This is a genomic window from Bradyrhizobium sp. USDA 4503, assembly GCF_054055815.1.
On the sequence record NZ_JBSRXS010000001.1, the window covers coordinates 4,300,881 to 4,315,257 of the forward strand.

Sequence of the window (14,377 nt, forward strand, 5' to 3'; positions counted from 1 at the left end):
TGGGCGGTCAACGCCCGTCACCAGGTTGCGATGTAGGTGCCCTTGAAGCGTTTCTCGAGGAATGCCTTGACCTCCTCGGAATGGTAGGCATCGATCAACTGCTTGACCCAGGGCTTGTCCTTGTCCGCCTCGCGCACGGCAACGATGTTGACCCACGGGCCATCGGCCGCCTCGCGGGCAATTGCATCGGTGGCGGGATTGAGCCCGGCCTGAACCGCATAATTGTTGTTGATCGAGACCAGATCGACATCTTGCAGGGAACGCGGCAACTGCGCGGCATCAAGCTCGACGAAGCGCAGATGCTTCGGATTGTCAGTGATGTCGGCAATGGTCGACGCGACGTTGTTGGGGTCCTTGAGCTTGATCACGCCGTGCAGCGCAAGGATCATCAGGCCGCGCGCGCCATTGGAAGGATCGTTGGCGATCGCCACCCGCCCGCCATCCGGAAGATCGGCCAGCTTCTCGTATTTCAACGAGTAGACACCCTGCGGCGACGCAATCGTGTTGGCGACCTTGACGATCTTCCAGCCGGTCTTCGATATCTGGTTCTTCAAATAAGGTTCGTGCTGGAACGAATTGGCCGCGAGATCCCCGAGCGCGAGCGCCTGGTTCGGGATCACATAGTCGGTGAATTCGACCACCCTGATGTCGAACCCATGGCCCGCAGCCACCTTCTTGACGACTTCGAGGATCTCGGCGTGTGGTCCGGCCGTGACGCCAACGCGGACCGTCTCGGCCCTCGCGGTGCCGACCAGGAGCGTTACCGCGGCAACCGCCGTCATCAGAATACGCATCATCATCCCTCAGCAATTGGAGCGGCAACTACCAGCCGGGCAGCACCGCGCCCTTGAACTTGGTCTGGACGAATTCCTTGATCTCGGGCGTGTGGTAGCTGTCGACCAGGATCTTGACCCACGGCTTGTCCTTGTCGGCGGAGCGAACCGCAATCAGATTGACGTATGGCCCTTTCGGATCCTCGCGCAGGATCGGATCCTTGACCGGATCGAGACCGGCCTGTGTCGCATAGTTGGTGTTGATGACCGCCGCATCGACATCGTCGAGCGCCCGGGGCGCCTGGGCTGCGTCGACCTCGACGAATTTCAGGTTTTTGGGATTGTCGGCGATGTCGATAACGGTCGGCTTGAAGCCGACGTCGCTCTTCAGCTTGATTGCGCCCTTGTCGCGCAGCAGAAGCAGCGCCCGGCCGCCATTGGTCGGATCATTGGGAATTGAGACCTTGGCTCCGTCAGGAACGTCGGCCCAGTTCTTGTGCTTGCGCGAATAGACGCCGATCGGAAAATTGACCGTCAGTCCCACCTGCTCGATCTTGTAGCCGCGATCGGCTTTCTGGTTGTCCAGATAAGGCTGGTTCTGAAACGAGTTGGCCTGGATGTCGCCGGCGTCGAGCGCCGCGTTCGGAACGACATAGTCGGAGAACTCGATAAGCTGAAGCTCGAGCCCGCTCTTCGCCGCGATCGGTTTCACGGCCTCAAGGATTTGTGCATGCGGCCCGGGTGTCACGCCGATCTTGATCGTTTCTGCCGCGGCGGCGGTCGACCAGATCGCAACAGCGCCTGCAAGAGCGAAATTGGATCGAAGCAACATCTTGGTCTCCATGGAACTGAACTCGCTATCAAGCTCATCGCTCGCGCCGGGGACGAAATCAATGAAATGAGAATCCAAATTTTTCCCGATGACGAGTCGCCGCTGCTGTGGCCGCGATGAAAAGAGAATGGAGCCGGCCGGGCATCTTGGCGCAGCGAGCGACTTATCTGCCGATGCCGGCGGCAACGCGTAGGCCAAAAATACTTTTCTCGCTGACTTCGCTTGCAGAGAAAATTGCACTCGTTCGGACGGCTTCTCCGCGATTGCCTCCGACGCACCGATTGCACACAAATGGCAACAGATCGAACCGGCTAAGGACAACTTGCCATGTCCATCTTTGCCCGCCCCATCCCGCAAGCGCAGGCCGCATCATCGGCGACTGCGATGTCGCGCCGTCTTGCTGTCGCCGCCATCGGGCTGCTTGCGATGACCTCGCTGGTTCGGCCTGCGGCCGCCGAGGAAATCCGGATCGGCTACCAGAAATCGTCGACGCTGACCGCTATCCTGAAGACCAACGGCGCGCTGGAGAAAGCGTTGGCGCCGCTCGGCATCACCGTGTCGTGGCACGAGTTCACCAGCGGCCTGCCGCTGCTCGAGGCCATCAATGTCGGCAGCATCGATTTCGGAGCCGACGTCGCCGACACCGTGCCGATCTTCGCCCAGGCCGCCGGCGCCAAGCTCGCTTACGTCGCCGAGGAAGCCGCTTCTCCATCGGCGCAGGCGATCCTGGTGCCCAAGGATTCCGCAATCAAAGCGCCGGCCGATCTCAAGGGCAAGAAGGTCGCGGTCACCAAGGGCGCGGGCAGCCACTTCCTGCTGCTAGCGGTACTTGCCAAGGCCGGACTGTCCTTCAAGGACATCACGCCGGCCTATCTGACGCCGGCCGATGGCCGCGCGGCATTCGTCAGCGGCAATGTCGATGCCTGGGTCGCCTGGGATCCGTTCCTCAGCAGCGCGCAACGCCAGTCCAGCGCGCGCATCCTGACCGACGGCAGCGGCGGGCTCGCCAACTACAAGCGTTACTATCTTGCCTCGGCCGCGATCGCCGAAAAGCGGGCCGATGCACTGAATGTCATCTTCGCCAGGTTGGTGGAAACCGGCACCTGGATCAAAGCCAATCCGAACGAGGCCGCGGCGCTGCTCGCCGGCCTGTGGGGTATCGACGCCGCCACGGTGGAGGAGGCCAACAGCCATCGCTCCTACAAGGTCGGCGTGGTCACCGCGGCCGGCCTTTCCGAGCAGCAGAAGATCGCCGATACCTTCACGGCGGAAGGTCTGCTGCCACGCAAGGTCGATACCGGCGACGTCAAGATCTGGGCACCGAAGGGATCGTGACGCCACCGCGCCTTTAGCGATGACGCAGGCGGCGGTTGACGCGGCGCGCCAGATAGTCGCCGGCGGTCTGCACGGTCTGAACCAGCGCGATCAAAACGACGACGACCGCCAGCATCATTTCGGGCATGAAGCGCTGATAGCCATAGCGAATGCCGAGGTCGCCGAGGCCGCCGCCTCCGACGGCCCCGACCATTGCGGAGTAGCCGAGCAGGCTGACCACCGCGAGTGTCCAGGCCAGCACCAGGCCCGGCAACGCCTCCGGGATCAAGACCTTGAACACGATCTGCAACGGGCTTGCACCGAACGAGGACGCCGTCTCGATCAGACCGGCATCGACCTCGCGGATCGCCGCCTCGACCAGACGGGCAATGAACGGCGTTGCCGCGATGGTGAGCGGCACGATTGCCGCGCCCGATCCGATCGAGGTGCCGGCAATCAGCCGCGTGAAAGGAATGATCGCAACCACCAGGATGATGAACGGCGTCGAGCGGGCCGCATTGACGATGACGCCGAGCACGCCATTGGCTGGCGGCGCGGCGAACAGCTCCCCTTTCCGGCTGGTCGCCAGGAAGACGCCAAGCGGAAGGCCCAGCGCGGTCGCAACCAGCGCAGCCACCGAGACCATGAAAAGGCTCTCGCCCGTGGCCTGAACGATCAGGTTGATGAGTTCACGCGACATAGCCGAGACGCTCCACCAGAATGTCATGCTGAGAAAGATAGGCCAGGGCCTGCCTGGCCGTGGCTTCACCACCGGGAATGCCAAGGATTAGCGAGCCCACGTGCTGGCCGCCGATCTCATCGATGCGGGCCGATAGCAGCGCCACGTCATGGGACAGTTCGCGCGAAAGCCGCGCCACGACGGTGTCGCCGGCTTCAGTACCGCGCACCTGCACGCGAAGGACCGTCTGCCCGCCGGCAACCGGCTGTGGCGAAAGGCGGCTCGCCAGCGAGACCGGAACACTGTCCCCGATCACCTCGGAAAGGAACGCCTGCGTGACCGGATGCTGGGGATGCGTGAAGATTTCCGCGACATGGCCGCGTTCGACGACCTGGCCGCCGTCGATCACCGCGACTTCCTTGGCGAGTTGGCGGACCACCGACATCTCGTGGGTGATCAACACGATCGTGACCCCGAGTTCACGATTGATGTTGGCCAGCAGGTCCAGAATCGCGCGCGTGGTCTGCGGATCGAGCGCCGACGTCGCCTCGTCGGACAGCAGCACATTCGGCCGAGTCGCCAGCGCGCGGGCGATGCCGATGCGCTGCTTCTGGCCGCCGGACAATTCCGAGGGATAACGATCGTATTTGTCGGCAATGCCGACGAGCTCGAGCAGCTCGGCCACACGGACGGCGATGTCGGCCCTGGACCAGCCGGCGATCTCGAGCGGCAAGGCGATATTGTCCGCCGCCGTCCGCGACGACAGCAGGTTGAAGTGCTGGAAGATCATGCCGATCGAGCGCTGCGCCAGGCGCAGCTCGCGACCGGCAAGCGCCGAGATCTCGCTGTTATCGACGACGACGCGGCCGCTCGACGGCTTCTCAAGCCCGTTGATGAGGCGGACGAGGCTCGATTTGCCAGCGCCGGAGCGGCCGATCACGCCGGTGATCGAGCCGCGCGGGATCGCGAAGTCGATCGCCTGCAAGGCATGCACGCTCGGCTTGCCGCGATAGGCCGGATAGACCTTCGAGACCGCCTCGAAGCGGATCATGGCTTCGCTCGCGTTGGAAGCGAGCGGAATGGACGGCAGCGGCGCAACATGCTGCGCCGTCGTCAGGGATTGATGTACATTCATTCAGTCGGTCCAATTGGGAAATGGCTTCGGTCGCCGGGCACAGCCCGGGCTCAATGACCAAAGAGCAGATAGCTGCGGTCGATGCCGCGGAGATCGCGCGTCTCGTCGGTCCAGCCGACCGCGCGGCGGTAGCTGCCCAACGCGGCAGTCTGCCGCAACGCGACCACGTCGGTCGGGCGAGGCTCCTCCGCATAAGGCGACACGTAAAGCGCGTCCTCGGGACAATACAGTTCGCAGAGGAAACAGGTCTGGCAATCGCCCTGACGGGCGATCACCGGAATCCCCTCCGTCTTGTCGAAGACATTGGTGGGGCAGACATTCACGCAGATGTCGCAGGACGTGCAGCGCTCGGCGTCGATCACCTCGATCATTCCGCGGCCTCTGCATAGCTGGCCTCGGCATGCGGCCGCACCGTGGTCCAGACCTCGTCCAAGCCGCCGCTCGTCACGTAATGGCGTTGGCGGTCGTCTTGATCGGGATAGTCGTCGCGGCGATGCATGCCGCGGCTTTCGTTCCGCGCCAGCGCGCTGCGGTACATCCAGCGCGACGTCGCCAGCATGGCCGCGCTCTCGCGGGCACGTAGCAGATCGTCCTTGCTCGCCGCATCGGCCGATGATGCATCGACCCACGCCGCATCCAGCCGCTCGAGGGCGCCTTCAAGACGCGAGGCGTGCCGGAAGTAGTTCAGCTCATACGGATAGACTTCGTCCTGGACCGCCTTTGCCAGCGCGGCGGGCTCAAACGCGCGACCCGCATTGCTCCGGAACGCGACGGTGCCGGCGGACGCCAGTCGTCGCTGACGCGCCGGGCCCAGCTGCCTTGCATAGCCAGCAGCGCCCCATCCGGCCCAGGTCCCCGATGACATCGCCCAGGCGGCATTGTGGCTGCCGCCGCCGGTGAAGCCGCCGCAGATCAATTCGCGCGTCGCTGCATCACCGGCGGCATAGAGTCCCGGCACGCTGGTGGCGCAGCTACCGTCGACAATGCGAAGGCCGCCGGTGCCGCGCACGGTGCCTTCGAGCCGCAAGGTGACGGGGAAACGCTCCCTGAAGGGATCGATGCCGGTGCGATCGAACGGCAGGAAGAAATTCGGCTGCGATGCGCGCATGTGACGCTGCACGTCGTCGTCGGCCTTGTCGAGGCGGGCATAGACCGGTCCCTGAAGCAGCGCGCGCGCAATCGCCGATCGCCCGCCCTTGGATGCCGCACCGGGAACGACGCTGCCGTCCTCGTAGCTGAAGGTCGCCCAGCCATAAAACAGCGTCTTGGTCACGGAGCCGAACGCCGGCGAGATCGCATAGGGATTCGAGAATTCCATGCTGCTGAATTCGGCCCCGACCTCCGCGGCCATCAGATAGCCGTCTCCGGTCAGCACATTCGATCCCAGCGTCTTGCTCAGGAACGCGCAGCCGCCGGTCGCCATGACGACAGCCTTGGCGCGCACGATCCAGCGATCGTGCTTCTGGCGGCGCACGCCGCTGGCTCCCGCAACCGAGCCGTCGTCATCCACCAGCAGTTCGAGCGCCGGACTGTGATCGAGAATGGTGACGCCGGCCTGCTTGGTGCGCTTGCGCATCAGGCGCATGTATTCCGGCCCCTGCAGCGAGTTGCGCTGCGATGTGCCGCTGTCGTCGACCGGGTAAGGGTAACCCCAGGCGGCCAGACGATTGCTGTCCTCGTAGGTCTGGTCGAGCACGCGCGCCATCCAGCGGCGATCCTGCAGGTGCCCGCCCATCTTTTCGCGATTGGCCATCGCGGCCTTACGCAGCGCCGGATTGGGATCGACATACCAGACGCCGGTGCCGGCAGCCGCGGTGGCACCCGACGTGCCGCAAAATCCCTTGTCGGCGAGCACGACGCGTGCGCCGCACTCGGCTGCGCTCACCGCAGCCCACGTGCCTGCCGGTCCGCCGCCGATCACCAGCACGTCGGCGTCGAATTCGACCGAACCGCCTGGCGCGGTTCGCTGTTCGGCGCGTCGCTCGTGGACTGTCATCGTTCAGTTCTCCGGGCGGCACCGATTGCTTGCAACGCGCCGCAACAGCATCGTTACGCGCGCAGGCTGCCCTGGCAATTTCAGATATTTGCGCAGACTTGGACGAAGCTTCCCCTGCCGCGGCACGTGGCAGAATATTCATGCGGCGGCGGAGGGGATGTTCCGCTCATCGCAGAAGATCGACACCGGATTTGTTCGCAGATCGCGCAGCGGAGACGGAAATTTCTTTTTGCATGCACGCGCCGGCCGTTCGTTTTCATGTGGCCTGACAGGCGATACTTCGTGAGTCGTCTCACCTCAATGCGGGGCAGCCATGTCCGATCGTCAGCTTCATCTCAATGTCAATCTGCTGCACTCCGGCGTCTATGCGTCGGCGTGGCGGCTGCCCGAAAGCGATCCTCGCGCCTGCTTCGACGTCGGCCATTATGTGCGCGTGGCTGAGATCGCCGAGCGCGGCAAGCTCGATGCGATCTTCCTTGCCGACACACCGGCGATCACCGACCGCATCGACTACCGCTCCTTCATGTCGATGGAACCGACGATCGTGCTGGCATCGGTGGCCGCGGCGACCAGCCATATCGGGCTGATCGCGACCGCCTCGACCACCTACAACGAGCCGTACAACATCGCGCGCCGCTTCGCGACCCTGGATCTCGCGAGCGGCGGCCGCGCCGGCTGGAATGCGGTGACCACTGCCGACGCGTCGGCCAGCCGCAATTTTGGCCTCAGCAACGTGCTGGAGCACAAGGCCCGCTACGAGCGCGCCAAGGAGTTCGCCGAGGTCGTCCATGCGCTGTGGGACAGTTGGGAGGACGACGCCTTTGTCGGCGACAAGTCCTCGGCGCGATTTGTCGATACGTCGAAGGTTCATCCGATCGCGCATCGCGGCGCCCATTACGCCGTGGCCGGTCCGCTTAACGTGCCGCGTTCGCCGCAGGGCCGCCCGGTCACCGTGCAGGCCGGCGGCTCGCACGACGGCCGTGATCTCGCTGCCGCGCAGGCCGAAGCCGTGTTCACGCTGGCGCAGACGATCGAGGAAGGCGTCGCCTATGCGCGCGATCTGCGCGCCCGCGCCGCGACCTACGGCCGCGCCGGCGACTCCATCGTCATCCTGCCGGGCCTTGCCACAGTGATCGGCAGCACCGAAGCCGAGGCGAGACGGCGGCAGGATGAGCTGTGGGAGCTGGTTCCGATCGAGTACAGCCTGGCGCGTCTCGCGGGCACATTGCAGGTCGATCCTGCGATCCTTGAGCTCGACAAGCCGCTACCCGATCCGCTGCCGCTGCCGGCCAACGCCAACCACACCATGTTCCAGGGCACGGTGAACCTTGCGCGCCGCGGCAACCTCACCGTCCGGCAGTTGTTGCGCGCGCTCGGCGGCGGGGTCGGACACCGCATCATCGTCGGCACGCCCGAGCAGATCGCCAACGACATCGAGGCCTGGTTCAAGGCCGGCGCGGCCGACGGATTCAATCTGATGCCGGACGTGCTGCCGACCGGGCTCGAGGTCTTCGTCGACAACGTGGTGCCGATCCTGCAGCGCCGCGATCTGTTCCGAACCGATTACGCCGGCACCACCTTGCGTGAGCATTTTGGCCTGCCTCGGCCGATCAGCCACTTTGCGCGTCGGACGGAAGCCGCCGCAACCGCGTGACGCAGTTACCGCGAGCTCGCCAGCAGTGGTGGGGTGTCATTCGCAGCAGATGACGCTGCGCGGACGCGCGGGATGATCTCCTTCGCAAAGCGCTCCATCTCGGCCTCGAAAGGCTGGAACTGCAGCATGAACAACTCGATGCCTGCGGCATGGAACGCCCCGACTCGGGCGGCCACGTCATCATAGCTGCCGACCAGCCCGGCAGCGGTGCCGCCGTTGCTGCCGATCCGCTCCGACTTCTGCATGGTCTGCATCATCACGACCTTCGGGTCGGTGTTCTGTCGCTGGATCACCTTTATCGAGGCGTCCTTCCGCGACAGCTCAAGCAGCCGCTCATAGGCGGCCTGGGCCTCGGCCTGCGTCTGGCGCGCGATGACGAAGGCGGACAGCCCGAAGCGAAGCGGCACCGACGTCCGCGGCCGCGCCGCCACGTCGGCAATGAGGCCCGCGACATCCTCGAGCGGCTGACCATTGATGAACCAGACGTCGCCGTGGTCGGCGACCAAAGCGCGCGCCGGCTCGGATTCGCCGCCGACATAGATCAAGGGTCGCGGTCGGTAGAGGCTCGTCGGCCGCAACAGATAATCGCGGACGTCGAAATGCTCGCCCTTGTAGGTCAACCGCTCGCCCTGCATCAGGCGCGAGACAATCGTGATCCACTCGCGGCCATAGGCGTAACGGGCATCGTGCTCGGCAAAGCCGATGCCGGCCTTGTCGAGTTCGGGCCGGTTCCAGGCATTGACCAGGTTGATCGCGAAGCGTCCGCGGCTGATGTTCTCGATCCCGAGCGCGAGCTTGGCGAGAACCACCGGATGATAGAGATAGGGCTTGATGGCCGCGATGATCTCGATCCGGCTGGTCAATGCCGCAACGGCCGCCGCCGCGCTCCAGGCCTCGAGCTGATCGAAATCCTCCCGATGCGGATTGATGGTGTGCTGCGCGATCAGCGTGGAATCGTAGCCCAGTGTCTCGGCGGCAAGCACGAGGTCGCGATTGCGCTCCCACGATGCGTCATACTGCTCCTCCGGATCCTGATAGGCCGCGCGCGAACCATGGACCAGCGCCCAGATGCCAAAGCGAAGCGGTCGTGTCGACATGCCGTCTCTCCGATTTCCCTGACGTTACGTCGGCGTGTTTTCAAAGAAGCACGGCGACAGATCAAGCAGCGGCGCATCAAAAGATTTTCCTTGCCGCGCCGCGCGCGCCGATAAACCAGAAAACTCCGGACGCAGCGACAATTGGAATACGGCTCTATTTCTGTTCGAGAAAATTCGTGGGACAGTTTGCGCGACATGAACAACGCCTTCTTTCGTGCGGCGACGCGCCGTTCATCGAGAGAACGGCGAACCATGCCGCGCGCGATCAATGATGCTCGCGCGCAATGTTAGACGAGGACAGAACAGACTTGAGCAACCTCGAACAGGCTGCGTCATCGATCGCGTTTGATTCAACGCCGCGCAGCGTTCAAACGGCATCGCCGTCCCGGAAGCCACGAGTAGAGATCGGCCGGCGCGGCATGCTGCTGCTGTCGTGGCTCGCCCCGGTCGCGCTTCTGATCGTCTGGGAATTGCTGGCGCAGGCCGGCTGGCTCTCGCCGCAGGTGCTGCCGGCACCGAGCAAGGTCGTCCGGACGGCATTCAAGCTGGCGACGTCCGGAAGCCTGCTGAACGATCTCGGCGTCAGCCTGCTGCGCGCAACGGCCGGTTTTGCGATCGGCGGCAGCGTCGGATTCGCGCTCGGCATCCTCGTGGGCTTCTCGCGGATCGCGGAGGCTGCCATCGACCGCAGCATCCAGATGATCCGCGCGATCCCGTTTCTCGCCGCGCTACCGCTGGTGATCGTCTGGCTCGGCGTCGGCGAAGCCCAGAAGATCTTCCTGGTCGCGCTCGGCGTCGCCTTCCCGATCTACATCAACACCACGCTGGGCATCCGGCAGGTCGACCCGAAGCTGCTCGAGCTCGGCCGCGTCCAGGGCCTCGGGACACTCGAGCTGATCCGGCGCGTCATCCTGCCCGGCGCCCTGCCATCGATCCTGACCGGTGTGCGCTATGCGCTGGCGACCGCGTGGCTGGCGCTGGTGGTCGCGGAGACCATCGGCGCCCAGTCCGGCATCGGCTTTCTCGCCATGGATGCGCGCGAGTTCCTGCGCACCGACGTGATCGTGCTGACGATCGTGATCTATGCGCTGATCGGCGTCGCCGCCGACGGCATCGCGCGTGCCCTGGAGCGGCGGCTATTGGCCTGGCATCCGAACTATGGAAGCGCGCGATGACGCTGCACGCCGTGCCCTCACCGGCCGCGATTGCGCCGGCCGTCGTGGTGACCGGACTGCATCGCGCCTATGGCAGCCGCGTGGTGATCGAGAACCTCAACCTGCGCATCGAGCGCGGCGAGTTCGTCGTCCTGCTCGGCGAAAGCGGCTGCGGCAAGACCACGCTGCTGCGGGCGCTGGCCGGCCTCGATGCGATCGACGGCGGGCGCATCACGGCACCGCGGCGGCCGGCCGTCGTTTTCCAGGAGCACCGGCTGCTGCCGTGGGACAGTCTGTGGCGCAACGTCTCGCTCGGCCTCAATGCGAGCGACGCCCGTCAGCGCGCCGCCACCGCGCTCACCGAGGTCGGACTCGGCGGCCGTCTCGATGACTGGCCGCGCAACCTCTCGGGCGGACAGGCGCAGCGCGTGGCGCTGGCGCGCGCGCTGGTGCAGGAACCCGAGTTGCTCTTGCTCGACGAGCCGTTCGCAGCGCTCGATGCGCTGACTCGCATTCGCATGCACGATCTGGTGCGCGAGCTGGTCGCCGTCCATCGCCCCGGCGTGCTCCTGGTCACCCACGACGTCGACGAGGCGATCGCGCTCGCCGACCGCATCCTGGTGATGCGCGAGGGCCGGATCGCGTTCGAGCATCCCATGAAACGTAACGGCGCAGCGCCGATCGCCCGCACCGACCTGCTGGCGGAGCTCGGCGTCGACACCTCTCACCCCATTCCTGCCTGAGGACCACTCAATGTCTATCCCCCGGTTCACCAACCCCACCCGTCGCAGCTTCCTTGGCGGCGCCGCCTTCGGCATCGGCGCGCTTGCCGGCTTTGACCTGTCCGAGCCGGCGCATGCGGCGACCGGCCGCGTCACCGACACGGTGCGTCTGACCTGGGGTTTGAGCGGCCTCAATCTGATCGCCAAGGAGCGCGGCGAGTTCGAGAAGCTGCTGGCCAGGGACGGCATCAAGGTCGAGTGGCTCGGGCCGTTCCCCAATCATGCGCCGACGCTGCAGGCTGTGACCGGCGGTAGCGCCGATTTCAGCTTCGGCGGCAGCACGACGCCGGCACTCGCCGCGATCATCGCCGGCTCGCCGCTGGTATTCACCCAATTCGTGGTCTACGAGCCGCGCACCACGGCGATCATCGCGCGGGATGACTCTGGCATAAACAAGGTCGAGGATCTCGTCGGCAAGTCGGTGGCGGTGAACCGTTCGGGTCTCGGCGAATTCCTGCTGGTTGCCGCGCTCGAGAAGCACAAGGTCGACCGCTCCAAGATGACGTTCGTCTATCTCAACCCGCCGGACGCAGCGCCGGCGCTGGCCTCCGGGAAGGTCGACGCCTGGTCGATGTGGAGCCCGGGCGTCGATATCGCGCGGCTCGAATACAAGGCGCACGACATCTTCCTGGAAGGTCGCGATCTCGAGTTCCAGATCGACTACACGTCCTACCTGACCACCCGAAAATTTGCGACCGACAATCCTGCGCTGGTCCGGGCCGTCAACGACGCCTTCCGCGCCGAAGGCAAGTGGATCTCCGCGAACAGCAAGGATGCCGAATACATCGCGCAGAAGGCCGGCAAGTACAGCGACCAGGTCCGCGACCAGTTCATCGCGCTGAACCGGCAGTATCGCTACTTCGCCGCCAACGACGAAAACTTCCTCGCCGAACTGCAAAGGGCCGCCGACTGGCTGGTCGCGCGCAAGGTGCTCCCGGAGCCGATCAAAGTCACCGACCACCTGGCCCAGCTCTGATCAGTAGCAGTCATATCAATCAACGCCATTTGGGTGATACCAATGAACAAGCCTCTGTCCGCCACCTCGCTGGAGCCTTCCGACCGCCTTCACAGCCGCGCACCCGATATCGACGCGCTGCTCGGCCGCATCGCGGAAGGCGCCGCCGACCGCGAACGCGAGCGCGTCCTGCCGTTCGCGCAAGTCGATCTCATTCGCAAGGCCCGCCTCGGCGCGTTGCGGCTTCCGATCGAAGCCGGCGGCGCCGGCCTGTCGATTCGCGCATTGTTCGAGATCGTCATCGGTCTCGGCGAGGCCGACGCCAATGTCGCGCATATCCTGCGCAACCATTTCAGCGTCGTCGAACGCCTGGTGCGCCGGCCGAAGGACGATCAGCACAGGCAGTGGCAGAAGGCAGTTGCCGACGGCGCGATCATCGGGCTCGCGGCGACCGAGCTCGACACGCCGAAGGTCGGCAATGTCACGCCGAACACGACACTCACTGCCGACGGCGACGACTACCTGCTCAACGGCACGAAATACTATAGCACCGGCACACTGTATTCGGACTACGTCCTCGTTCGCACCGCCGACACATCCGCCACCAATGCTGCCGTGCTGATTCCGGTGAACCGCGAGGGCATTGAGCTGATCGACGACTGGGACGGTCTCGGGCAGCGGCTGACGGCGACCGGCACCACCCACTTCCGCAACGTGCGCGTCAAGCGCCAGGAGGTCGTGTTCGATGCACCGGATACCGGCTACGGCATTCCCTACTCCAACACATTTGCCCAGCTGTTCCTGACTGCGATCAATGCCGGCATCGCGCGCGCCGTGCTGCGCGACGCCAGCGCCCTGGTGCGGACCCGCAAGCGGACGTTCTATTACGCGCCGAGTGAGGTGCCAGTGGACGACCCGCTGCTGCAACAGACCGTCGGCCAGATCGCCAGCGGCGCATTCGCCGCCGAGACCGTGGTGCTTGCGGCCGCGGAGGCGCTCCATGCCGCCACCGACGCTTTCGATGCAGGCGACGAAAACGCCGTCGAGGCCGCGCACAAGGCCGCGCTGCTGTCGGCCAAGGCCAAGATCGTTGCGGACGATTTCGCGATCCGGAGCGGCAGCCTGCTGTTCGACGTCGGCGGTGCATCGGCCACCAAGAAGGCGACCAATTTCGACCGCCACTGGCGCAACGCGCGCACCCTGGCGTCGCACAATCCAAACACCTTCAAGGCGCGCTCGATCGGACAATACGAGATCAGCGGCACGCCGCTACCCGCCAAGGGCTTCTTCTAGAGCCCCACTCCGATCGAATCGGAACGGAGCTCTGGATTGTTGTTTTGATGCGTTTTCTTCACGCGAACCGGTATCCACTTCGCTCGAAAACGCTCTGGCGAGGTCCAATCCGGCGAGGCAAAGCAAGGGAGAATCCCGATGAGCAAGCCGGATATTCATCTTGTGGACGCCGACCACGAGATCGAGCGTCAATTTCGCCTTGTCATGCGCCGCCTCCCGGGCGGCGTTTGCATCATCACCGCAGGACAGGGTGAGGACATCACCGGCATGACGGTGACCTCGCTGACGTCGCTCAGCGCCAGCCCACCCCGGCTGCTGGTCAGCATCAACCGGCAGGCATCGTCCTTCGCACCGATCGCCCGCCATCGGCTGTTCGGCGTCAACATCCTCGGCTCCGACCAGCAGGCCCTGGCCGAGCGCTTCAGCAATGGCCGGCTGAAAGGCAGGGAACGCTTCGAGGGCACCGATTGGACCCATGGAGCCTCGGGCGTGCCGTTGCTGCAGCGGTCGCTTGCGATGATCGAATGCCAGGTCGAGGAGATCATCGAGCGGCATTCCCATGGCATCATCGTGGGCCGCCTCGCCAGCATGGAATTGTCGCATCGGCTGTCCGGCCTCACTTACTGGAATGGACAGTATGTCCAGATCGATCACGAGGCCGATCTCGACCTATTGGCCGAAGTCAGCATTCCTCTGGCGCATGTCCGTTAGAA

General features: G+C 64.8%; 14 protein-coding genes. 7 read left to right on the forward strand and 7 right to left on the reverse strand.

Annotated elements, in window-relative coordinates:
* Window positions 1-17: 17 nt before the first annotated feature.
* Entirely contained in the window at window positions 18-794 is a 777-nt protein-coding gene (locus ACVMIH_RS20845; RefSeq protein WP_057017484.1) for a MetQ/NlpA family ABC transporter substrate-binding protein, read from the reverse strand.
* A gap of 28 nt (window positions 795-822) precedes the next feature.
* Window positions 823-1,617: a MetQ/NlpA family ABC transporter substrate-binding protein gene (locus ACVMIH_RS20850; RefSeq protein ID WP_456863184.1), complete on the reverse strand. Its 795-nt coding sequence runs from the start codon at window positions 1,615-1,617 to the stop codon at window positions 823-825.
* 315 nt (window positions 1,618-1,932) lie between these two features.
* Here ACVMIH_RS20850 and ACVMIH_RS20855 point away from each other — a divergent pair, with 315 nt between their 5' ends.
* Complete coding sequence (locus tag ACVMIH_RS20855) at window positions 1,933-2,940, forward strand: aliphatic sulfonate ABC transporter substrate-binding protein (RefSeq protein WP_057017447.1); 1,008 nt, start codon at window positions 1,933-1,935, stop codon at window positions 2,938-2,940.
* Window positions 2,941-2,953: 13 nt separating this feature from the next.
* Here ACVMIH_RS20855 and ACVMIH_RS20860 read toward each other — a convergent pair whose 3' ends face one another.
* The 4 genes from ACVMIH_RS20860 to ACVMIH_RS20875 are packed head-to-tail and all read right to left on the reverse strand — an operon-like array spanning window position 2,954 to window position 6,729.
* Complete coding sequence (locus ACVMIH_RS20860; RefSeq protein WP_057017446.1) at window positions 2,954-3,619, reverse strand: methionine ABC transporter permease; 666 nt, start codon at window positions 3,617-3,619, stop codon at window positions 2,954-2,956.
* Window positions 3,609-4,733, reverse strand: a complete 1,125-nt coding sequence (locus ACVMIH_RS20865) for a methionine ABC transporter ATP-binding protein (protein WP_076826954.1) — start codon at window positions 4,731-4,733, stop codon at window positions 3,609-3,611. The genes ACVMIH_RS20860 and ACVMIH_RS20865 overlap by 11 nt, the downstream gene beginning before the upstream one ends.
* Window positions 4,734-4,783: 50 nt before the next feature.
* The gene (locus ACVMIH_RS20870; protein ID WP_016840109.1) at window positions 4,784-5,104 is read right to left on the reverse strand and encodes a 4Fe-4S dicluster domain-containing protein; all 321 of its coding nucleotides are present in this window, start codon (window positions 5,102-5,104) and stop codon (window positions 4,784-4,786) included.
* A complete protein-coding gene (locus ACVMIH_RS20875; protein ID WP_057017444.1) occupies window positions 5,101-6,729 on the reverse strand; it encodes an FAD-dependent oxidoreductase in 1,629 nt (542 codons plus the stop codon). Before ACVMIH_RS20875 ends, ACVMIH_RS20870 begins: the two co-directional genes overlap by 4 nt.
* A 313-nt stretch (window positions 6,730-7,042) precedes the next feature.
* Between ACVMIH_RS20875 and ACVMIH_RS20880 the strand changes: the two genes are divergently transcribed.
* A complete protein-coding gene (locus ACVMIH_RS20880; RefSeq protein ID WP_057017443.1) occupies window positions 7,043-8,383 on the forward strand; it encodes an LLM class flavin-dependent oxidoreductase in 1,341 nt (446 codons plus the stop codon).
* Window positions 8,384-8,388: 5 nt separating this feature from the next.
* Here the strand turns inward: ACVMIH_RS20880 and ACVMIH_RS20885 are convergent, their stop codons facing one another.
* A complete protein-coding gene (locus ACVMIH_RS20885; RefSeq protein WP_057017442.1) occupies window positions 8,389-9,480 on the reverse strand; it encodes an LLM class flavin-dependent oxidoreductase in 1,092 nt (363 codons plus the stop codon).
* 419 nt (window positions 9,481-9,899) lie between these two features.
* Between ACVMIH_RS20885 and ACVMIH_RS20890 the strand changes: the two genes are divergently transcribed.
* The 5 genes from ACVMIH_RS20890 (at window position 9,900) to ACVMIH_RS20910 (ending at window position 14,375) form a co-directional block, all read left to right on the forward strand.
* Entirely contained in the window at window positions 9,900-10,655 is a 756-nt protein-coding gene (locus ACVMIH_RS20890) for an ABC transporter permease subunit (RefSeq protein ID WP_143270825.1), read from the forward strand.
* Window positions 10,652-11,377 carry an ABC transporter ATP-binding protein gene (locus ACVMIH_RS20895; protein ID WP_076826951.1) on the forward strand — a complete coding sequence of 242 codons (726 nt, stop codon included), beginning with the start codon at window positions 10,652-10,654 and terminating at the stop codon, window positions 11,375-11,377. Before ACVMIH_RS20890 ends, ACVMIH_RS20895 begins: the two co-directional genes overlap by 4 nt.
* 10 nt (window positions 11,378-11,387) lie before the next feature.
* Window positions 11,388-12,392 carry an NrtA/SsuA/CpmA family ABC transporter substrate-binding protein gene (locus ACVMIH_RS20900; protein ID WP_057017439.1) on the forward strand — a complete coding sequence of 335 codons (1,005 nt, stop codon included), beginning with the start codon at window positions 11,388-11,390 and terminating at the stop codon, window positions 12,390-12,392.
* 42 nt (window positions 12,393-12,434) lie between these two features.
* Window positions 12,435-13,664 carry an acyl-CoA dehydrogenase family protein gene (locus ACVMIH_RS20905; RefSeq protein WP_057017438.1) on the forward strand — a complete coding sequence of 410 codons (1,230 nt, stop codon included), beginning with the start codon at window positions 12,435-12,437 and terminating at the stop codon, window positions 13,662-13,664.
* Between the two features lie 138 nt (window positions 13,665-13,802).
* Window positions 13,803-14,375, forward strand: a complete 573-nt coding sequence (locus ACVMIH_RS20910; RefSeq protein ID WP_057017437.1) for a flavin reductase family protein — start codon at window positions 13,803-13,805, stop codon at window positions 14,373-14,375.
* Window positions 14,376-14,377: the final 2 nt, after the last annotated feature.